This window comes from Dietzia aurantiaca, assembly GCF_021033825.1.
Taxonomy (GTDB): domain Bacteria; phylum Actinomycetota; class Actinomycetes; order Mycobacteriales; family Mycobacteriaceae; genus Dietzia; species Dietzia aurantiaca.
Map to the genome: position 1 here is coordinate 1 of NZ_JAIFXZ010000003.1, position 19,383 is coordinate 19,383.

General features: G+C 71.5%; 18 protein-coding genes and 1 riboswitch. Of the genes, 6 read left to right on the forward strand and 12 right to left on the reverse strand.

The genetic code is table 11. From position 1 onward, the window contains the following. Positions 1–75: 75 nt before the first annotated feature. The gene (locus K3888_RS04765; protein ID WP_230929103.1) at positions 76–474 is read right to left on the reverse strand and encodes an MmcQ/YjbR family DNA-binding protein; all 399 of its coding nucleotides are present in this window, start codon (positions 472–474) and stop codon (positions 76–78) included. A 253-nt stretch (positions 475–727) separates the two neighbouring features. Then, the gene (locus tag K3888_RS04770; RefSeq protein ID WP_230929104.1) at positions 728–1,618 is read right to left on the reverse strand and encodes a cation diffusion facilitator family transporter; all 891 of its coding nucleotides are present in this window, start codon (positions 1,616–1,618) and stop codon (positions 728–730) included. Between the two features lie 108 nt (positions 1,619–1,726). Between K3888_RS04770 and K3888_RS04775 the strand changes: the two genes are divergently transcribed. From K3888_RS04775 to K3888_RS04785, 3 genes are all read left to right on the forward strand, one after another. Beyond that, a complete protein-coding gene (locus K3888_RS04775) occupies positions 1,727–2,161 on the forward strand; it encodes an NfeD family protein (RefSeq protein WP_230929105.1) in 435 nt (144 codons plus the stop codon). Between the two features lie 68 nt (positions 2,162–2,229). Then, on the forward strand, positions 2,230–3,531 hold the full coding sequence (locus tag K3888_RS04780; RefSeq protein ID WP_230929106.1) for an SPFH domain-containing protein: 1,302 nt from the start codon (positions 2,230–2,232) through the stop codon (positions 3,529–3,531). Positions 3,532–3,596: 65 nt separating this feature from the next. Next, the gene (locus K3888_RS04785; RefSeq protein WP_230929107.1) at positions 3,597–4,331 is read left to right on the forward strand and encodes a TetR/AcrR family transcriptional regulator; all 735 of its coding nucleotides are present in this window, start codon (positions 3,597–3,599) and stop codon (positions 4,329–4,331) included. Between the two features lie 64 nt (positions 4,332–4,395). Here the strand turns inward: K3888_RS04785 and K3888_RS04790 are convergent, their stop codons facing one another. The 7 genes from K3888_RS04790 to K3888_RS04820 all read right to left on the reverse strand — a co-directional run bounded on the left by K3888_RS04790 (position 4,396) and on the right by K3888_RS04820 (position 13,194). Next, positions 4,396–5,853 (reverse strand): TIGR01777 family oxidoreductase, encoded by a 1,458-nt coding sequence (locus K3888_RS04790; protein ID WP_230929108.1) that lies wholly within the window; start codon positions 5,851–5,853, stop codon positions 4,396–4,398. A gap of 22 nt (positions 5,854–5,875) precedes the next feature. Further along, positions 5,876–6,571, reverse strand: coding sequence for a lipocalin family protein (locus K3888_RS04795; RefSeq protein WP_230929109.1), 696 nt, complete (start codon positions 6,569–6,571; stop codon positions 5,876–5,878). Further along, the gene (locus tag K3888_RS04800; protein ID WP_269074852.1) at positions 6,568–8,772 is read right to left on the reverse strand and encodes an MMPL family transporter; all 2,205 of its coding nucleotides are present in this window, start codon (positions 8,770–8,772) and stop codon (positions 6,568–6,570) included. Before K3888_RS04800 ends, K3888_RS04795 begins: the two co-directional genes overlap by 4 nt. 171 nt (positions 8,773–8,943) lie before the next feature. Further along, entirely contained in the window at positions 8,944–9,753 is an 810-nt protein-coding gene (locus tag K3888_RS04805; protein WP_230929111.1) for an alpha/beta fold hydrolase, read from the reverse strand. A 128-nt stretch (positions 9,754–9,881) separates the two neighbouring features. Further along, positions 9,882–10,592, reverse strand: coding sequence for a histidine phosphatase family protein (locus K3888_RS04810; protein ID WP_230929112.1), 711 nt, complete (start codon positions 10,590–10,592; stop codon positions 9,882–9,884). Next, positions 10,592–11,914 carry a phosphotransferase family protein gene (locus K3888_RS04815; RefSeq protein ID WP_230929113.1) on the reverse strand — a complete coding sequence of 441 codons (1,323 nt, stop codon included), beginning with the start codon at positions 11,912–11,914 and terminating at the stop codon, positions 10,592–10,594. The genes K3888_RS04810 and K3888_RS04815 overlap by 1 nt, the downstream gene beginning before the upstream one ends. Then, entirely contained in the window at positions 11,911–13,194 is a 1,284-nt protein-coding gene (locus K3888_RS04820; protein WP_230929114.1) for an acyl-CoA dehydrogenase family protein, read from the reverse strand. The genes K3888_RS04815 and K3888_RS04820 overlap by 4 nt, the downstream gene beginning before the upstream one ends. A gap of 79 nt (positions 13,195–13,273) precedes the next feature. Between K3888_RS04820 and K3888_RS04825 the strand changes: the two genes are divergently transcribed. Beyond that, entirely contained in the window at positions 13,274–14,311 is a 1,038-nt protein-coding gene (locus K3888_RS04825; RefSeq protein WP_230929115.1) for a glucosyl-3-phosphoglycerate synthase, read from the forward strand. A gap of 153 nt (positions 14,312–14,464) precedes the next feature. Here K3888_RS04825 and K3888_RS04830 read toward each other — a convergent pair whose 3' ends face one another. Further along, positions 14,465–15,202: a class I SAM-dependent methyltransferase gene (locus tag K3888_RS04830; protein ID WP_230929116.1), complete on the reverse strand. Its 738-nt coding sequence runs from the start codon at positions 15,200–15,202 to the stop codon at positions 14,465–14,467. A 231-nt stretch (positions 15,203–15,433) separates the two neighbouring features. Between K3888_RS04830 and K3888_RS04835 the strand changes: the two genes are divergently transcribed. Next, on the forward strand, positions 15,434–16,045 hold the full coding sequence (locus K3888_RS04835) for a class I SAM-dependent methyltransferase (protein WP_230929117.1): 612 nt from the start codon (positions 15,434–15,436) through the stop codon (positions 16,043–16,045). Further along, positions 16,042–17,511 (forward strand): MFS transporter, encoded by a 1,470-nt coding sequence (locus K3888_RS04840; protein WP_230929118.1) that lies wholly within the window; start codon positions 16,042–16,044, stop codon positions 17,509–17,511. The genes K3888_RS04835 and K3888_RS04840 overlap by 4 nt, the downstream gene beginning before the upstream one ends. A gap of 217 nt (positions 17,512–17,728) precedes the next feature. On the opposite strand, the gene pnuC is transcribed toward K3888_RS04840, so the two are convergent. Together pnuC and K3888_RS04850 are read right to left on the reverse strand one after the other, a co-directional pair. Continuing rightward, positions 17,729–18,466 carry a nicotinamide riboside transporter PnuC gene (pnuC, locus tag K3888_RS04845; protein WP_230929119.1) on the reverse strand — a complete coding sequence of 246 codons (738 nt, stop codon included), beginning with the start codon at positions 18,464–18,466 and terminating at the stop codon, positions 17,729–17,731. Positions 18,467–18,565: 99 nt separating this feature from the next. Beyond that, a riboswitch (FMN riboswitch) is annotated at positions 18,566–18,721 on the reverse strand. A 173-nt stretch (positions 18,722–18,894) separates the two neighbouring features. Next, positions 18,895–19,359 (reverse strand): Rieske (2Fe-2S) protein, encoded by a 465-nt coding sequence (locus K3888_RS04850; RefSeq protein ID WP_230929120.1) that lies wholly within the window; start codon positions 19,357–19,359, stop codon positions 18,895–18,897. Between the last annotated feature and the right edge of the window lie 24 nt (positions 19,360–19,383).

Sequence of the window (19,383 nt, forward strand, 5' to 3'; positions counted from 1 at the left end):
GGTCGGCGGCCGGCTGACCGCACGCCTGCAGGGTCGGTCGGGACGGCCGGGACGGTCAGGCCGTGCCCGGGCCCCTCAGCGGGATTCGTCCAGCCGCGCCACCCGGCGGACGCCCGCGGTCTGGCGGTACGAGGACTCGACCAACTCGGCCACCTCGTCCCAGTCCACGGCGCCGGCGTCCAGCGGCAGGGCCAGCCACCCGGCTGGGCCGTAGTAGGCGGGCACGTGGAACCTCTCGTCCTGGTCCAGCGCCAGACGCTCGGCCGGGTCCGGAAGCACGAGGAGGGCCCGGTCGAGCAACGGATCGGCGTGGTCGCCCTTGACCTTGCCGCCGTAGACCGCGAACACCTTGGTCGTGAACCAGACCACCCGGCCGTGCGAGATCTTCTCCGCGGCGTCCGGGAACTCCATGCAGATGCCCCGCAGCCGTGCGAGCAGCGGATCGTCGGCGTCGAACATGATGGGATGTGCCACGCGGATAAGAATACGACCGGGATCGGGCCGGATTACGCGACTTGCGCGTACCGAATTTCGCCGAGTGGTCTGACCCGCTCACATTCTCCCAGAACAGGGCCCGGCACCAACATGATTTGCGACCACGCGACGACAGCGCGAGCGGCAGACCCGGCCCGGCCGGCGCCCTGCGCGACCAGGCAGCGCGGGCGGCAGACCTGGCCGGCGCCCCGCGGCCCGCGCCCCGCGGCCCGCGGCCTATCCCGCAGGCCGGTCAGAGATGGACGTCGTTGTAGGCGCGCTCGTCCTCGATCGGCTCGAGGTGGCTGGCGATGTGGGAGTTCGGCAGGGCCGCGTGGATTTCCTGCTCCACCGTCTCCACCAGGTCGTGCCCGCGATCGACGCTCCAGTCCCCCGGCACCAGGGCGTGGAACTCGACGAAGCGCCACTTGCCCGACTCACGGGTGCGCAACTCGTGGAAGTCGACGCGACCCGGCACACGATGGCGATCCAGTACCTCCTCAATCGCCCGGTTGTCCTCCTCCGGCAGGGTGGCGTCCATCAGCCCCATCCCGGATTCCTTCACCAACTTGTAACCGATGAACAGGATGTTCAGCCCCACTCCGATCGCCACCAGCGGGTCGAGGATCTCCCACCCGGTGAGCCACGCGAGCGTCAGGCCCACCACCACGCCGACGGAGGTGATCACGTCGGTGATGAGGTGCTTGCCGTCCGCCTTGAGGGTCGGCGAGCGGTGTGTGGTGCCGGCGCGCACGAGCGCCGCCCCGACGATCCCGTTGATCACCGCGGCGACCACCGAGATCGCCAGGCCGACGCCCATGGACTCCAACGGGGCCGGATTGATGATGCGCTCGACACTCACCACGAGAATGAACGCGGCGGCGATGAAGATCATCGCGCCCTCGACGCCCGCCGAGAAGTACTCGGCCTTGGAGTGCCCGTACTGGTGGTCGTCGTCGGCCGGTCGCTCCGCGACGGTCACCGCCCCGACCGCGATGAGGGCGGCGACCAGGTTGACCACCGACTCGGCGGCATCGGAGAGCAGGCCCACCGAACCGGTGACGTACCAGGCCGCCATCTTGAGCACGATGGTGACGATCGCCGTGGCCACCGAGAGCCACGCGAACTTCTTGAGTATCGACACGCGGACGAGCCTAGTCCGACCGCCACCGGTCTCGATCCGGACCTCCTCCGCCCAGATCCGGCCCTCGGGACCGCCCTCCCGGGCAGCTGATGCCGGTAGTCTCGTGACATGCACGTAGGACTGGTCTGGCTCGGAGCAGCAGTACTACTGGCCGCCGGAGAGGCGGCCGGTGGCGAACTGTTTCTGCTCATGCTGGCCGCCGGGGCGCTCGGAGGCGCGGGCGCGGCGTTCCTCGGCGTCCCGATCTGGGGCCAGGCCCTGGCGTTCGCCCTCGTCTCCGTCATCATGCTCGCCGCCGTGCGCCCGGTCGTCCGACGTCGTCTCCTCGCGGCACTGCCGGAGCACGACACCAACACCGCCGCGCTGACCGGACGGGACGGAACCGTCGTCGAAGCCATCGACTCCTCGAGCGGACTGATCGAGATCTCCGGGGACACCTGGACGGCGCGGCCGCTCATCGAGGGCGAGACGTTCGCCGCGGGCGACAAGATTCTCGTGCATGAGATCGAGGGCGCCACGGCCATCGTCGTGCGCGGCTTCTAGGACCGTCGCGGACTCCGCATCGGTCTGACCAATAAACCCGACACGCACGACACAACCAGAGGAATGCCATGGGTGGATTGATCTTCCTTGCCGTCATCGTCATATTGATCGCCTCGGTGGTGGTGAGCTCGGTCAAGCTCATCCCCCAGGCGGAGGCCGCCGTCATCGAGCGGCTCGGTCGCTACCAACGAACCGCCAGCGGTCAGCTGACGCTGATCATCCCGTTCATCGACCGGGTGCGCGCCAAGGTCGACCTGCGCGAGCGGGTCGTCACCTTCCCGCCGCAGTCGATGATCACCGAGGACAACCTCACGCTGAGCATCGACACGGTCGTCTACTTCCAGGTCACCGACCCCAAGTCGGCGGTCTACGAGATCAACAACTACATCATCGCTGTGGAGCAGCTGGCCACCACGACACTGCGTAACGTCGTCGGCGGTCTGACGCTCGAGCAGACGCTCACCAGCCGCGACATGATCAACAAGCAACTGCGTGGCGTGCTCGACTCCGAGACGGGTCGCTGGGGACTGCGTGTGGCCCGCGTCGAGCTGCGGTCGATCGATCCGCCGCCCTCCATCCAGGACTCGATGGAGAAGCAGATGCGCGCCGACCGCGAGAAGCGCGCCACCATCCTCACCGCCGAGGGCCAGCGCGAGGCCGCGATCACCACCGCGCAGGGCGCCAAGCAGGCCGCGATCCTCGACGCCGAGGGCAACAAGCAGGCGGCCATCCTCTCGGCCGAGGCCGATCGCCAGTCCCGCATGCTGCGTGCCCAGGGTGAGCGGGCGGCGCGCTACCTCGTCGCCGAGGGCCAGGCCGCCGCGATCGCCCGCGTCAACGCCGCGGTCAAGGCCTCCAAGCCGACGCCGGAGATGCTGGCCTACCAGTACGTGCAGAACCTGCCGGAGATGGCCAAGGGCGACGCCGCCACCATGTGGATGATCCCGTCACAGTTCGGCGACTCGCTGGAGAACTTCGCCAAGGCCGTCGCGAAGAAGGACGACGACGGGGTGTTCCGCTACGAGCCCTCCGAGGTCGACACGGATGCGGATCTGCCGTCCGCGCCGGACGAGTGGTTCGACACCTCCACCGATCCCGAGATCGCGCGATCCGTCGCCATGGCGGAGGCCGCGGCGAAGGGCACCACCTCGGTCGACGAGGAGGAGACCCGCGCGAGCAAGCCCAAACCCGGCGTCTTCGACATGGTTCCCGAATCCGAGGGTGGGGCCGCACCCGACCCCTCTACATCTGGTCAGGCCGCGCCCGGACAGTCCAGCACGCCCGCGATCGACGGGCCGCAGGCCCCGCAGCCTGGGGCTTCGCCCAGCGGTTACAGCGCCTACCCGGTCGAGGGCGAGCAGCCCCGCTGACCCCTAGCGTCGACGAGCTCCGAGGTGACGCCTCACATCTCACACTCAGGTCGTAACATGAGGGAGTGACACGTAACACTGGCCGCGGCGCCGACCGCCCTGCCGACGCAGTGCCTGACAGCACAGCGTCCGGTGATGCATCCTCCGACAGCACGTCTGCGGAGGATGCGGACGGCGGCGCCGCTGTCGTTCATGACGCGGAGGACATCCGCATCATCGAGGTGGCGTGTGCGGTCCTCGCCGAGCGCGGGATCAAGGCGTCGAGCACGGACGTCATCGCACGAGCGGCCGGCGTGACCCGGGTGACCCTCTACCGTCGGCTGGGGACGCGCGACCAGATGCTCCGGGCCATCTACGCGCACGAGGCACAGCGGTTGATGATGTCCGTCAACGCCCGGTTCACGTCGTTCGAGTCGCTGGAATGGGACCCGGTGCGGCACGTCGAGGATCTGCTCGTGGGCACGGTGTTCGACATCCGCGAGAGCGAGTTGGTCCGCCGGCTCATCGAGGTGGACAAGATCGAGACCATGGCTGTGCTGGCCGGGCAGTCCGACTCGGTGCTCGCCGCGATCACCGAGATCGTCGCGGAGTTCGTCCGCAACACCTGGGACGCCGACGTCCACACCCGCGCGATGAGCGACACCGAGGTCGAGGACTTGTCCCGCGAGGTCGGCAGCGCCGTCGGCCGGTTCCTCCACTCGCTGGTCGTGATGCCCGACGGCCCGCCGCTCGTGCAGTCCGAGGACGAGATCCGTGGCCTCGCGCGACGCGTACTCGTCCCGATGATCCTGCAGCGCTGAGAATCCTGCGGAGCTGCGAGACCCACGCCGGTGAGAATCCTGCAGCGATCCACGCCAATCGCAGCTACAGCGCGGTGGGCAGGCTCTCCGCACCCAGCTCGTGTTCCAGCGCCTCACGCAGTCGCGGGTAGCGGAAGTGATGATCGAGTTCGGTCAGGGCGTGGGGCAGGACCCGCTGATCCGCCAACGCGAGTTCGTCAGCGCCTCGCGTGCCGAGGAGCAGCCCGGGTGCCCACCCCGGCACCGGGACCACCGTCGGGCGATGCAGCACAGCGCCGAGTTCCCGCGTGAAGTCCGCGTTGGTGACCGGCTCCGGCGCGGTGCCGTTGACGACACCGGCGAGCGCCGGGTCGACGATCGCCCGCAGGTAGATGTCGGTGAGGTCGTCGAGCGAGATCCACGACATCCACTGCCGCCCGGAGCCGAGGCGACCGCCCAGGCCGGTCCGGGTGATCGCCGCCAGCGGCGGCAGCATCCCGCCGGCCGCCGAGAGCACGAGCCCGGTCCGGACGTTCACCACGCGCGCACCGGCCTGCCGGGCGGGTTCGCAGGCGCGCTCCCAGTCCGCGACGATCGCGGCGAGCGGCCCGGTCCCGTTGGCCGCCGATTCGGACAGTGGTTCCCCGCCGCGGTCGGCGCCGTAGAAGCCGACGGCCGACGCACACACCATCGCGGTGGCGCCGTCGCGCGCGGCCACGAGTTCCGCCAGCCGGCGGGTGGGGTCGATCCGGCTGTCGCGAACCTTCCGCAGGTGGCTGCCGGTGAAACGACCGGCGATCGACGCGCCGGCCAGGTGGACCAGGACGTCGACGCCGTCGAGCAGATCAGTCGCAGGAGCGGCCGGGTCCCAGACGCGCTCGGACCGGTGAGCGGGGGCGGGGTCGACGGCGTTGTCGTCGTCGTGACTCCCGGCGTCGTCTCTACCGGCGTTGAGGCCACCGCCCGGGCGGGTCAGCCGGAGGACGCGGTGCCCCGCGACGCCGAGGAGCGCGGTCACCGCCGTGCCGATAAGGCCAGACGCACCCGTCACCGCGACGGTCAGGGGCGTCGCCGCCGGCGCCGCTGCCGAGCCGAACTGCGCGATCGTCGCCAGATCGGCGGCCATCTGGCGGTACCGGTAGGCGAACACACGCGTCAGCATCGGCTCGGGGACGCGGGCCTCGACGCGATCGCCGAGCATGGCGGTGCCGGTCGGTCCGGCGGTCACGGTATGCACGTGCACCCAGCCGGTCGCCGTGGCGTAGGGCTCGGACACGCAGCGGTCGACGAAGCGCTCGCCGTCGACGAAACCCTGGGGGTCGTGCCGCGCGACCCACCGGGGGCCGAACCGTGCGGCCAGCGGTCCCGGCAGGGCGGTTCGGGGTTCGAGTACGGCCTCGCCGTTGCGCAGCGATCCCGCCTCGTGCACCGGGCGCAAGGACATGAACGGTGGGGACAGCCGCCGCAGCGCGCCCGGCGCGGCGAGGTAGCGCCACGCCTCGGCCGGGGCCACGGGAACCGTGCAGCTGACGTCGATGCTCATCGGACCGCACCCATCACTCTCGTCAGGGCAGCAGGCACAGCGGCGTCACATCGCCGCGGCCTTCAGCCATTGGAACGGTGAGGAAGGCGCACGACCACCAACCCCGGTTTTCGATCACCTGTCGCACCGTCGACCACTGCTCGGGAGCGAGCACCGGTTCACGACTGAGCACGAATCCCGAAGACCGGGTGGGATCACCCACGATGGCCACCGAGTAGTCGTCGGCCAGATAGGTGATCCGGTAGTTGACGGGCCCGTTCTCGTCCTGGAACGGAACCATCGGGAAGTTCACCCGGAGCGAGGCGTTGGTGTCGGTGTCGCGGACGGTGGCCGCACCCTCGATCACGGAATCGGAGCTGACGGCCGAACCGCAGGTGTTGCGGACCGACACCGTGCCGGGGGAGGTGATCTCGTACTCGGCCTTGGTGTCGTTGGTGCACTGCAGCGTGTACGGCTGCGGGATGGCGGCCACCTGATGCCACTGACCCGCATATCTCTCCAGGTCGACGGAGTCGACCTGGCTGAGCTCGGGTCCCCCCACGGAGCCGAGCGCGACGCCGTCGGGCAGCAGTTGCGAGGAACCGCCCCCCAGGCGTCCTCCGTCGGTGAGGTCCTGGGCGCCTGCGGTCGGGGCGGCCCCGAGACCGGCGGCGAGCAGTGGCGCGATCACCGAGATGGTGATCAGTGAGCGGATTCGGGTAGCGCGGAGCGGATTCATGAGTGGATCTCCTGTGCGGTACCGGCGGGGGTGGCGTTGGTGCCGTGAGCGGAATCGGAGGTGTCGTGTGCATTCCGGGAGGTACGGGCGCCGGCGCCGCTCCGCGGATCACCGGGCCACCAGACCTTGTCCCCGACCAGGGTGAACAGTGCCGGGACGACGAGCGTACGAACGACGAAGGTGTCGAGCAGCACACCGAGCGCCACGATCACGCCGACCTGGGTGAGCACGATGAGCGGCAGCACACCGAGCACCACGAACACCGAGGCCAGCACGATGCCGGCGGAGGTGATGACGCCGCCGGTCAGCGCGACGGCACGAACCATGGCCTCGCGGGTGGCGTGGGTGGCCGCCTCCTCCCGGGCGCGGATCGTCAGGAAGATCGAATAGTCCACGCCCAGCGCCACCAGGAACAGGAAGCTGTACAGCGGCACCGAGACGTCCAGTCCGGGGAAGCCCAGGATCTGGGTGGTGACGAAGGTGCCGAGCCCGAGCGCGGCGACCGACGACAACACCGTGGCAGCCATCACCAGCAACGGGGCGATCAAGGACCGCAGCACGAGGATCAGGACGACGAAGACCACCAGCAGGATGAGCGGCGCGATCAGCGTGAAGTCGCGGACGTTGCCCTCGGAGGTGTCGACCGCCTTGGCAACCGAACCACCGACGAGCGCCTCGGAACCGGGCACCGTGTCGACGGCGTCGCGTAGGCCGAGCACACTCTCCTCCGAGCGTTCGGTGGCCGGGGCGGCGTCCAGGACGATGTTCACCCGGCTCCACCCGGTGCCGGATTCTCCCGACGGGGTAGCGGAGACCACACCCGTGACGTCCTGGACGGCCTCGAGGACCTGCCTCTCGGTTCCCGTACGGGTGACGATCGTGACGGGGTCGGTGACGCCGGCCGGGTAGTGCTCGGCCGCCGTCTCCAGTCCCGCAGCCGACTCGGACGCGGTGCGGAACTGCTCGGTCTGACTCAGTCCCACGCGCGTGCCGAGGAGCCCGAACGCCAGCACGACCAGCAGCAACACGCACGACACCAGAACGGTGACGGGCCGCCGGACCACACGCGAGGCGATCCGGCCCCAGATCCCGGGCGGGACCTCGTCGTCGAAGCCGACGGGGGTCGTCGACGTGTGCAGTTCGTGCTTGCCGTGCTGCTCATGCTCACCCCGCGCCGCGGAGCCCACTGCGGAGCCCGTGGCGGCGGGAGTGGCGGCACCAGTGGCGGGGCGCGGGATGAACGGCCAGAAAAGACCCCGGCCGCACACGGCGAGCGCGGCAGGCAGTGCGACCAGCGCGAAGATCACGGCGATGATCAGCCCGACTGCCGCGGAGATACCGAGCGAGCGGTAGTTGGGCAGGGTCGCCAGCAGCAGGGTGAGCAGAGCCAGGACGACGGTGATGTTGCTGGCCAGGATCGCGGGCACGGCACCGCGGTAGGCGGCGCGCAGTGCGCCGCGCCTGTCCTCGTTCTTACGCAGTTCCTCGCGGTAGCGGGAGACGAGGAGCAGCGCGTAGTTGGTGCCGGCGCCGAAGACGAGGACGGAGACGATGCCCGACGTCGAGCCGTCGACGGTGACGCCCATGGCCTCCCCGAGCGCGGCGACGACGAGCGAGGCGACCCGGTCGGCGATTCCGATGATGATCAGCGGGACCAGCCACAGCACCGGGGAGCGGTAGGTGATGATGAGCAGCACCGCCACGACCAGCGCGGTGGCGGCCAACAGCCGGAAGTCGGCGCCCTCGAACGCTGCTGCGGTGTCGGCGGCGAAGGCCGGACCACCGGTGAGCTGCGCACTCACGCCGTCGTCGAGGCCGTCCGAGACAGCGGCGCGCATGTCGGCGACGAGCTCATTCCCCTCGCTGCCCGACAGGATCTCGGAGTCGACCGGCACGAGCATCAGGGCGGCCGCACCGTCCTCGGACGGGATGGGCCCCTGGGCCGGGACGCCCACGACCTCGGACATCCGCTCGCCGGCACCCACCGCGGCGGCGATGCCCTGCGGCCCCAACTCGCCGCCGTCGGCCCGGCTCACGACCAGGACCGCCGGAACCGAACCGGAGTCGGGGAACTCCGACTGGATCTGCGAGACAAGAGCGGCCTCGGCGTCGTCTGGCAGCGTGTTGGGCGCCTCGGACGCGGACCCGGACGACGCGAACGCGAACACCGCACCGGCGGCCACCAACATGACCAGCAGCATCACCCAGGCGGTCACCCGGCCGGTAAGGACACCGACCCAGCCGCTGTCGCGGGCAGCGCCGTGCGCGTCGGACCCGGTCACAGCCGGGTCTGTCGGTGGTGTGTCCGGCGACGATTGATCCGCTGTCATCAGTTCCCTTGTCCGCGCATGAAGTGGGGCGCTTTTATATGGCTATGCGTTGTATTCGGAGAGGAACGCCGAAAGGATGGCATTGACCTCGTCCGGGCGCTCCATGCTGGGCGAATGCCCCGCCCCGGGGATCTCGTGGAAGCTCGTCGTGGCGATGAGATCCTCGAGCCGCCGCGACTTGGCCGGGGGCGTCGCGGCATCCTCGGCGCCGACCATGATGAGGGTCGGCGCGATGACCCGGACGGCCTCGTCCTCACACGGGTCGCGGTCCGCGACGGACTCGATCGCCTTGGCCAGGCCCGCACGGTCCGTCCGATCGAGCGCCGCCAGCCAGTCTTCCACCCACGGGGCGTCGATGTTCCCCGGGGCCAACATGATGGGCGCGACCCGGGCCCGCAGCGGCCGGACCCCGGTGAGCCGGTACACCTTCGCCAGCGTCTTGTACCTACTGCGGTTGGCGGGCTCCTCGGCCGTGGCGGCGGTGTCCATGAGGGTGAGGGTGTGGACAGACTCCGGCTGCCGGGCCGCCAGCCGCATCCCGACGAAACCGCCCATCGACAGCCCCACGAAGTTCACCACCGGTATCTGCAGGTGCCGCAGCAACTCGGCCACGTCCACGGCGAGCGTGTCCATGTCGTACCCGCCCCGCGCCCGCGGCGAGTTGCCCTGGCCCCGGAAATCGATGGTCACGCAGCGGTAATCCGCCCGGAGATGTTCGATCTGGTGGTGGAACATCCAGCCCGAGAACAACAGTCCGTGGGCGAAGAACACCACCGGGGCGTCCTCGCGGCCCTCGGGTACGCCGGTGTCGGTGTAGGCGATCGTGGTGTGGCCGCGGCGGAACGTGGGCATCGGGACTCCTCGTCAGAGCTGTCACAGCCGCTGTCGCGGCCGCCTGGCCCCACGATACGGTGACGCGGACCACCGCATCGGCGACCGCGTGGCTCAGCCCCGCGCAACCCGGCGGCTCGCGGTCCGGGTCACCGCAGGGTGACGAGCCTGCGCGGGTCCTCGGGGCCGGCCGCGCGCTCGAGGTGCTGGTGCTCGTTGACCGCGATGCAGTTCATTCCCTCGCGGCCCACCACGACGCGCGCGATGCCCGTGTTGACGGTCACGCGCTGCAGCCGGGTCCACAGCCCCACCACGCCCTCGCTGTCGGCCAACAGACCGGCGGCCGCCAGCGAGATCGTGCCCGCCGACGACACCACGACGGTCGTCCTCCCCGTTCCCGAACGGTCCGCGGCAGCGGCGAGCGAGGCGGTCGTGGTGCTCGTGTACTGCGCGAACGCCTCGAGCCCGGCCCAGTGGCCGAGCGCGGCGTCGAGCTGGCGCTGGAAGGCCTGCTTGGCCTCCGCGGACGAGCCGGCGGTGTCGAGGGTGCCGTGCTCGGCCGACAGTCCGGCCACGCGCGCGGCCTCGAGGACCTCGTCGGCGTCGTACTCGGCCCAGCCCTCGTCGACCTCGACAGGGCAGTCCCAGCCCGCGTGCTCGCGCAGCGCCGCCAGGATGCCCTCGGCGGTCTCGCGCTGCCGGCGCAGCCCGCCGTGGATGATCACGTCCGGCCGTAGCCCGCGGGCGGCCATGTCCTCGCCGGCCAGGCGCGCCTGCAGATGCCCGGTCTCCGACAGCCGGTCATAGTCGCCGGAACCGAAGGAGGCCTGACCGTGGCGGACGAGATGAATGGCACCCATCAGCGATTCTCCGTTCCGTCGTGGCCGGTGATCGCGCCGAGGATCTCGCCCACCCTGGTGCGCACGTCGTGCACGCCGCCCGCGACCAGTGGGATCGCGACCCGCGGCACGGCCAGCAGCTCGGGCAGCACGTCGCGCACCCCGATCCGGCCCGGCGTGAGATCGCCGTGCCCGGTGCGGATGATGCGCAGGCAGCGCTGCTCGAGCAGTCCCACGGCCGGGCGGAACGCCCGGAACGCCGGGTTGGTGGTCTGCCGGTGGAAATAACGGTGGTTGATCTGCTGCGCGATCACCGCGAGCCGGAACAGGCCGAACACCTCGTAGAACCGCCACTGCTCCTCGGTGATAGTGATCCCCGCGAGCCGCGCGTACCGGTCCACCACCTGCTGGCGGGTGAGCATGCCCGCCGCGTTGGTGGGCTGACGGCGGAAGGCCTTGAACACCGGGCCGTCGTCGTCCTGTACCCAATAGGCCAGGGCGCCGCCCAGGTCCATGAGCGGATCGCCCACGGTGGCCATCTCCCAGTCCAGGACGCCCACGACGGTCGTGACGTCGTCGGGGTCCAGCACCAGATTGTCGAACCGAAAGTCGTTGTGGATCAGGCAGTGCCCGGAGTCCTCGGGCTGGTTGGCCTCCAGCCACTTCATCACCGGCGCAAAATCGGGCACGTCGGCGGTGCGCGCCCGCCGGTAGCGGGCGGACCATCCCTCGACCTGCCGCCGCACGTAGCCCTCGCCACGGTCGAGCTCCTCGAGCCCGGCCGCCGCGATGTCCACCGAGTGCAGGTCGACGAGCGCGTCCACCGCCGCCTCGGACAGCCGACGGGTGGTGACGCGGTCCATCCGCAGCTCACGCGGCAGATCCTTGCGCAGGATCGTGCCCGCCATCCGCTCCATCACGTAGAACTCGGAGCCGATGACCGCCATGTCGTCGCAGTACCCGACCATGCGCGGCACCAGCGGGTACACCGGCCGCAGCCCCGACTGCACCCGGTGCTCCCGGCGCATGTCGTGCGCGCCCCGGGCCTTGGTGCCGATCGGCGGGCGACGCAGGACCAGGTCGGCGCCCGGGTATCGCAGCAGGTAGGTCAGGTTCGAGGCGCCCCCGGTGTATTGCCGCACCTCCGGCAGGACCGGGTCGTCGTCGTCGCCCAGATCCACGCCGGCCAGCACCGACGGGTCATCGGGGGTGATCGACCGCAACCACGCGGCCACGGCCTCGACGTCGAACGAATCCTCCCCGCGCACCTCCCCCGTGCCGGGGACGCGCCGGCGTAGCGCCGGGTCGTGGTCACGTGAGGTCTGGCGGTCGCGTGCGCTCATCGGCTCTCCTCGGCGGTGGTGCGCGCCGCGGCGGCGTCGCGGTAGGGGGCGAGCAGGGCACGGGCGACGACGCCGAGGTGGACCTCGTCCGGGCCGTCCGCCAGCCGCAGCGCCCGCGCCGTGGCGTACGCGCCGGCCAGCGGGAAATCGTCGCTCATCCCGGCGCCGCCGTGGAGCTGCATCGCCATGTCGATGACCTGCTGCGCCATGCGCGGAACGGCGACCTTGATGGCGCTTACCTCGACCGCGGCCTGCCCCTCGGTGTCGAGCTTCCAGGCGGCGTGCTGGACGAGCAGCCGCGCCTGGTCGATCGCGATGCGCGCCTCGGCCAGTCGCTCGCGGTTGCCGCCCAGGTTGACGATCGGCTTGCCGAACGCCACCCGCTCCGACGCCCGGCGGCAGGCCAAATCCAGCGCGAGCTCGGCCAGGCCGATGAGACGCATGCAGTGGTGGACGCGCCCGGGGCCGAGGCGGCCCTGCGCGATCTCGGCGGCGCGACCCGGGCCGGCGATGATGTTGCTGACCGGCAGCCGCACGCCCTCCAGTCGCACCTCGCCGTGGCCCAGCGGCTCGTCGAACATCCCCTGCGCCGTGAGCATCCGCTCCACGGTCACGCCGGGGGCGTCCATGGGCACCAGGACCATGGAATGACGCAGGTAGCGGTGGGCGTCGGGGTCGGTGACGCCCATGAAGATCCCGACCCGACAGTCCGGGTGACCGACGCCCGTGGACCACCACTTGTGGCCGTCGAGGACCACCTCGTCGCCGGAGATCCGGGCGGTCGCGGCCATGGTCGAGGCGTCGGAGGACGCGACCTCGGGCTCGGTCATGAGGAACGCGCTGCGGATCTCGCCCGCCAGCAGCGGGTCCAGCCAACGATCCTTCTGCTCGGCCGAGCCGTACTTGAGCAGGACCTCCATGTTCCCGGTGTCCGGGGCGTTGCAGTTGAACACCAGCGGCGCCAGGAACGAGCGGCCCATCTCCTCCGCGACCGGGGCGTAGTCGCTGTTCGTCAGGCCGGCGCCGCCGCGGGTGCCGTAGCGCTCGGCGTAGGGGCCCTCGTGGCCGGCGGGCAGGAAGAGGTTCCACAGCCCCTCCGCCCGGGCTGCCGCCTGCAGCGCCGTGAGGCGCGGGTCGACCGCCCACGAGTCCTCCCCCGCCAGGCGACGACGAGCGATGTCCGCGTGGATCTGTGACTCGACCGGCGCGATCCGAGTAGCGATGAACTCCCGGACCGCCGCGGTGAGGTCAGCGGCGCGGGGGGACGGGGAGAAATCCATGACTGCATCGTGGCACACCGGGGTGAACGGGTTCTCCCGCTCTCGGCCGGGTCTCCCCCGCTCTGGCAGGATCGCGGAGGTGACCGACAACTCGCGTACGGCGTTCGCGGACCGGATCGACCCGGTTCGCGCCTGGTCGACGCGCCGGACCTACCGGGTCGCCGATTTTCGCCCGGACGAGCTCGTGGCGGCCAAGGCCGGGCGCCGTATCTCGGTCGTGTTGCCGGCCCGGAACGAGGAGACGACGGTCGGACTGATCGTCGAGGCGCTGCGCACCGAACTGGTGATCGGGGTGCCGTTGATCGACGAGCTCGTCGTCGTGGACTCCCATTCCACCGACTCGACCGCGGCGGTGGCCGCCGGCGCCGGGGCCCGCGTGGTGGCGCAGGGCGAGATCCTCCCCGCCCTCGGTGACGTGCCCGGCAAGGGCGAGGCGTTGTGGAAATCGTTGGCCGCCACTGACGGCGACATCGTCGTGTTCCTCGACTCCGACCTGCGCGAGTTCGACACCGACTTCGCCGTGGGGCTGCTCGGGCCGTTGCTGACCGAGCCGGGCGTGGTGTTCTGCAAGGGCGCCTTCGACCGGCCCCTCGACGACGGCCGCACCGTCCTGCCCGCGGGCGGGGGCCGCGTCACCGAGCTCGTCGCGCGGCCGCTGCTGGCCACCCACTGGCCCGCGCTGACCGGGTTCATCCAGCCGCTCGGCGGCGAGTACGCGGGCACCCGCGCGGCGCTGGAGTCGATCCCGTTCGCCGGCGCGTACGGGGTGGACATCGGGATCCTCATCGACCTCTACGAGGCGTACGGTCTCGACGCGCTCGCCCAGGTCGACCTCGGGCGGCGCGTGCACCGCAACTCCCCCGACTCGGCGCTGTCCGTGATGGCGATGCACCAGCACCTGGCCGTGCTAGAGCGGCTCCGGCGGCACGGGCGGGCGGCCTGGGGTGGCGGTGCGCGGGGCGGTGATGGCGTGGGTGGCGGTGTTGGCGACGACGACGAGCCCGGCGACACCCTGACCCTCCACCGGCGCGATGCCGAGACCGGCGAGTTCGTCTCCGAGTCGATCCGGGTGGCGCCCGGCGAGCGGCCGCCCATGCGTGAGGTGCGGGCGCGCTGACCCAGGGGCCGGCATGCCTCGCGCCCGCGGCGTGCGCGCCCTGTCGCCTGCCTCACCCCGGGGACGTGCGCGCCCTGTCGCCTGCCTCACCCCGCAGGCTTGCGCACCCGGAATGAAGCAATCCGGGTGCGCAACCGGGCGCCACAGTGACATTCAGAGCGCGTAAGTCCCAACGGGCTGGGAGGACCCGGTGAGCATCGGCATGAGCGGCACGACCGGCGGGAACGGGCGCGTCTGCAGGGCCGCGACATCGAAGCCTGCTTCCGCGAGCAGCGCCTCGGTGTCCTGATTCGGCCGACAGCCCCCGCCGACGTGGCCCCACACCGGCGCGATGCGGTCGGCGAACCGGCCCAGCCGACCGGGCGCGCGCACGTGCTCGAGCAGGCGGATCTCGCCGCCGGGCCGATCCTCCGCGTCGGGGCGCTCTTGCGGGCCGCGCCGAGCCTGGGCGCCGGGGCGCTCTTGCGTGCCGCGCCGGAGGACCCGCCGGGCCTCGGCGAGCGCGGCCGGCACGTCCGGAACCGTACACAGGACCAGCCCGAAGACCACGGCGTCGGCCTCGCCGTCCGCGAGCGGGAGCGCCTCGGCCACCGCGTCCACGACCTCGATGGACGTCCCCGCACCAGCCTCCCCGGCCGTGCGGGCCGCGCGTCGCCGGGCGTACGCGCGCAGGTGCGGGTCGGGCTCGACCGCCACGACACGGGTCACCTCCGGCGGGTAGTGCTCGAAGGTCACTCCGCTGTCGGCGCCCACCTCCACCACCGTGCCTCTCAGCCCCGCGACCAGGCGCCGACGAGCCCGGGCCAGGCCGAGCCGCTCCAGCATCGGGCTCGCCACGACCCAGCCGCGGGAGAAGAACGACGCATCGTCGCGGTCTGAGTTCTCGGTCATGATCACCTCCGGCTAAACACCCACGATCTCACGCCGACGGGCACTAGCGGATACCCTTGCGGGTATCAATGGTGCCGAAGTGAGCGCCACGCCGTGCCCGGCAACGCCCTGTGGAGGAGACTGGAACCCCACGGCGATACCGAACACGTCCACCGGCGACACCGAACACCCCGGTGGCTCACCGGCACGGACCCGCCGCCCGCCCCGACCCCACACCGAAAGGACGCCCACGTGGACGCAGCCGAATGGAACGCCCGCTACCTCGCGCAGCCCGACGCCTGGGGCACCACCCCGGCCGCCCGCATCGTCGCCGAGGTCACGGCCGCCGAGGACGCGGGCCTGACCGTGGGCACCGCGATCGACCTGGCCTGCGGCGACGGCCGGCACGCCCGCTGGCTCGCCGCGCACGGCTGGCGGGTCGAGGCCGTGGACTTCTCCGAGGTCGCGATCGAGCAGGCCCGCGCCAAGGATTCCGACGAGGGGCGCACCGGAAGCGTGGACTGGGTGGTCGGCGACGCCACCGCGTGGGAGCCGACCGAGAAGGTCGACCTCGTGGTGATCGGCTTCCTCCACCTCGGCATGGCCGACCTCGTGGCCGTGCTGCACGCCGCAGGCGGGTGGCTGCGGCCCGGCGGACACCTCGTCTACCTCGGCCACGCCGCCGAGAACCTGCGCCGCGGTGTGGGCGGGCCGCAGGATCCGACCGTGCTGCCCGGGATCACCGAACTCGCCCGCGGCGCCGAAGCGCTCGAGGTGGTCTCGCTCCGTCACGACCTGCGACCCGCAGGCAAGGCCACCGCCGTGGACGTGCTGCTCCACGCCCGGAGCTGGGTCGACAGATGACCCGTCCGCGGGCCGCCGAGGGCAGCAGCCCCGCCGGGGATACCGCCGGGGCCACCCCTGGCCCTTCCGCGCCCAACCCGGCGGCCGACCCGGCGCAGAAGCGGATCCTGACGGTCCTCGTCCTGGGCCAGCTCCTCGCCGGGGCCGGCCTCGCGGCAGGCGTCACCGTGGGCGCGCTGCTGGCCGAGGACCTGCTCGGCGGGCCGGGATTGTCCGGGCTGCCGTCGGCGCTGTTCACCGGCGGGTCCGCCCTCGCGGCGATCCTGGTCGGCCGGCTGTCCCAGGCCCGCGGTCGGCGCCCCGGCCTGGCGACCGGCTTCGCTTTCGGTGCCCTCGGGGCGATCGGGATCGTCGTGGCAGCCGCGCTCGGGTCCCTGCCCCTGCTGTTCCTCGCCTTTGTCGTCTACGGCTCCGGCACCGCCACCAACCTGCAGGCCCGCTACGCCGGCGCCGACCTGGCCACGCCCGCCAGCCGCGGCCGGTCCCTGTCCTACGTGCTGCTCGGGACCACCTTCGGAGCCGTCGCCGGCCCTAACCTCGTCGGCCCCATGGGGTCTGTCGCCGACTCGCTCGGTCTGCCCACGTTGGCCGGCCCGTTCCTGCTCGCCGCGGCAGCGTACGGCGGCGCCGCGATCGTGATCTCCCTGCTCCTGCGCCCGGACCCGCTTATCGAGGCGCGACGCCGGGCGGCCGTGGCCGCAGTCGAGGAGGGTCCCGGGCTCGACGACGCGACCGAGCCCGACGACGCCGCCGGGCCTGACGCGACCGAGCCCCGTGCCCCCGGCGCCGCGGCACCCGGCCCGGTGGGTGGTGACGCGGTGGAGGCGTTGTCGTCGTCGTCCACTTCTTCGGCTTCTACCTCGCCTTCTACCTCCCCCTCTTCGCACTTCCCCGCTGACCCCGCCGAGCGGCCGCGTGTGTGGAACGCCGACGTGATCACCGGCGTGGTGGTAATGGCGCTGACGCAGTTCGTGATGGTCGGGCTGATGACCATGACACCGGTGCACATGCGCGCGCACGACCACGCCGTGACCATGGTGGGGCTGATCATCTCGCTGCACGTCGCCGCGATGTTCCTGCCCGCGCCGCTGTCTGGGTGGCTGGTCGACAAGTACGGCACGCGGACGGTGGCGGTGGCGGCGGGCGTGGTGTTGCTGTCGTCCGGGGTGATCGCCGCGCTCGCGCCGCCACAGTCGACGGCGCTGGTCGCGCTCGCGCTGATCCTGCTGGGCGTCGGCTGGAGCCTCGGGCTGGTGGCCGGCACCACCGTGCTCACGACGTCCGTGCCGCTCGACGTCCGCGCGACGGTGCAGGGCCAGGCCGACGTGGCCGTGGCCCTGTCCGGCGCGGCGGGCGGGCTGCTGTCCGGGCTGGTGTTCGCGTGGATCGACTTCCGCGGGCTCGGATTCGCGCTCGCGGCGCTGTCGCTCATCGTGGTGGCCGCGGTGCGGGGACGCCGGCGCTGAACGCGGCAGGCCTGATCGCGCGGTGGGCGCGGTCGGCGCGGTCGCGCGCCGAGGGCATCGTCGCGCGGTGGGCGCGGTCGCGCGCCGAGGGCATGATCGCGCGCCGAAGGGTGCGCTCGTCGCGTGGTCGCAAATGCACCTCCAGCGCGGACGCGTCCTGGGAAAACGTGAGCGGGTCTGACCACGCGGCGAAACCGGAGCCGACGACGGCCGCGCGTCAGGCGACCGTTTCCGTCTCCGGAGCTCGCGGTGTCTGCGGGCGACGGCCGGCAGCCGCCCGCTCGGCAAGGTCGACCCGCCACCACACGACGAAGCCCCAGATGACGAACGCCGCGTAGACCAGGTAGAGCGCCGCCGACGGGTAGTAGCCGGCCTTGAGCAGCAGTGGCACGCCCACGATGTCGACCGCGATCCACAGCAGCCAGAACTCGGTCCAGCCGCGCGCCATTCCGTACGTGGCCAGGACGGAGCCGGTGAAGATCCAGGCGTCGGCCCACGGGCCCCACGAGCCGAGCTCGGCGAAGACCCAGCCGAAGACCAGGGTGCCGACGAGCATGCCCACGACGAGGCCCGCACGCTGACGACCCGTCGCCCAATGGGGCCGGACGGCCGGGACGTCCTCCACGCTGCCGCCGGGGCCCTCGGCCGCCGAAGCGTTCCGGCGCTTCTCGCTAGACCAGCGCCACCAGCCGTAGACGCCCACCGCCAGGAACATGACCTGGCGGCCCGCCTGTCCGTAGAGGTCCACGTCCTGCGGGGTGTGGAAGACGCCGCCGAGGAACACGGTGAGCAGGGTGAGGTTGCCGACGATTCCGACCGGCCACGCCCAGACCACGCGGCGCATGCCGCCGATCGCGGCGGCCAGGCCGAAGAGATTGCCGATGATCTCGCGCCACAGGATCGGGACTCCGCCGATCAACAACTGCGCGTCGAGGAATGAGACGAGAAGGCTCATCGTGTGCCCCTTTCACGGGCTCAACACAGACGGCCCAGGGCTTATGCCGCGTCACCCCTCTCACCACGGCCGGGTGGGCCGGGGCTCGCGCAGGTGGCGCGATGTTCTCTTCCATCCGGACTATGACCGTCGGCCCCGGGATCCAACCGGGTCTGCTGACCCCCGCCGAAGCGGGGCGCTCGCGGGCTCGCCTCCGGTCGTGGGACCGGTGACATCACCGCCGGTGGGGAATCTCACCCCGCCCTGAGAACGTGTTCTCATCTCTACCCCTGCACGGGCGCCGCCGCAACCCGGGCGGCGGCGCTGGGCGCAACGGACTCATCGAAAAGAGGGTTTCGGGCGATTTCACTCGACCGATGTGTGCGAAACACTCTTCTCGATGGGCCGTGCGGCGGCGGGGCGCGGCGGGGCGGGGGTGAGGCTGCGCGTCAGCCCAGCGTCAGCTTGTCGCCGGACACCGCGACCGGGATGGCGTCCAACGGCCGCGGCGCGGGCGCGAGGGTATTGCGGCCGTCGGTGGCGTCGTACTCGGCGCCGTGCAGCGGGCACCGCAGCGTCATCCCCTCGATAACCTGCACGTTCCCACCCTGGTGGGTGCAGCGCGAGGAGTAGGCCACGAACTCGCCCTCGGCCGGCTGCGCGACGATCACGTTCTCGTCGCCTGCCTTGAACTGCTTGGCCGTGCCAACCGGGATCTCGGCGGCGTCGATGGTCGTGGAGGGGACGGTCGTGGTCTGCTGCACCGTCGAGGCCGGTTCGGGCGTGGGGGTCATGCCACACGCGGAGGCGATGCCCGGCAGGAGCACGATCCCGGGAAGTGCCATGAGGACCGTGCGGCGCTGGGTGCACGGCCCGACCCTGGTGGCGGACGTAGCGGCGGGGGAGTCGGTCATGAGGCCATGGTATCCGTCCCCGCG

What these genes read in the sequence shown, in the direction of transcription:
- K3888_RS04815 (WP_230929113.1), bottom strand. Translation starts at nt 11,914, where the DNA reads ATGAGCGCACGCGACCGCCAGACCTCACGTGACCACGACCCGGCGCTA.
- K3888_RS04850 (WP_230929120.1), bottom strand. Translation starts at nt 19,359, where the DNA reads ATGACCGACTCCCCCGCCGCTACGTCCGCCACCAGGGTCGGGCCGTGC.
- K3888_RS04775 (WP_230929105.1), top strand. Translation starts at nt 1,727, where the DNA reads ATGCACGTAGGACTGGTCTGGCTCGGAGCAGCAGTACTACTGGCCGCC.
- K3888_RS04830 (WP_230929116.1), bottom strand. Translation starts at nt 15,202, where the DNA reads ATGACCGAGAACTCAGACCGCGACGATGCGTCGTTCTTCTCCCGCGGC.
- pnuC (WP_230929119.1), bottom strand. Translation starts at nt 18,466, where the DNA reads ATGAGCCTTCTCGTCTCATTCCTCGACGCGCAGTTGTTGATCGGCGGA.
- K3888_RS04810 (WP_230929112.1), bottom strand. Translation starts at nt 10,592, where the DNA reads ATGGGTGCCATTCATCTCGTCCGCCACGGTCAGGCCTCCTTCGGTTCC.
- K3888_RS04795 (WP_230929109.1), bottom strand. Translation starts at nt 6,571, where the DNA reads ATGAATCCGCTCCGCGCTACCCGAATCCGCTCACTGATCACCATCTCG.
- K3888_RS04840 (WP_230929118.1), top strand. Translation starts at nt 16,042, where the DNA reads ATGACCCGTCCGCGGGCCGCCGAGGGCAGCAGCCCCGCCGGGGATACC.
- K3888_RS04805 (WP_230929111.1), bottom strand. Translation starts at nt 9,753, where the DNA reads ATGCCCACGTTCCGCCGCGGCCACACCACGATCGCCTACACCGACACC.
- K3888_RS04790 (WP_230929108.1), bottom strand. Translation starts at nt 5,853, where the DNA reads ATGAGCATCGACGTCAGCTGCACGGTTCCCGTGGCCCCGGCCGAGGCG.
- K3888_RS04820 (WP_230929114.1), bottom strand. Translation starts at nt 13,194, where the DNA reads ATGGATTTCTCCCCGTCCCCCCGCGCCGCTGACCTCACCGCGGCGGTC.
- K3888_RS04780 (WP_230929106.1), top strand. Translation starts at nt 2,230, where the DNA reads ATGGGTGGATTGATCTTCCTTGCCGTCATCGTCATATTGATCGCCTCG.
- K3888_RS04800 (WP_269074852.1), bottom strand. Translation starts at nt 8,772, where the DNA reads ATGCTGCTGGTCATGTTGGTGGCCGCCGGTGCGGTGTTCGCGTTCGCG.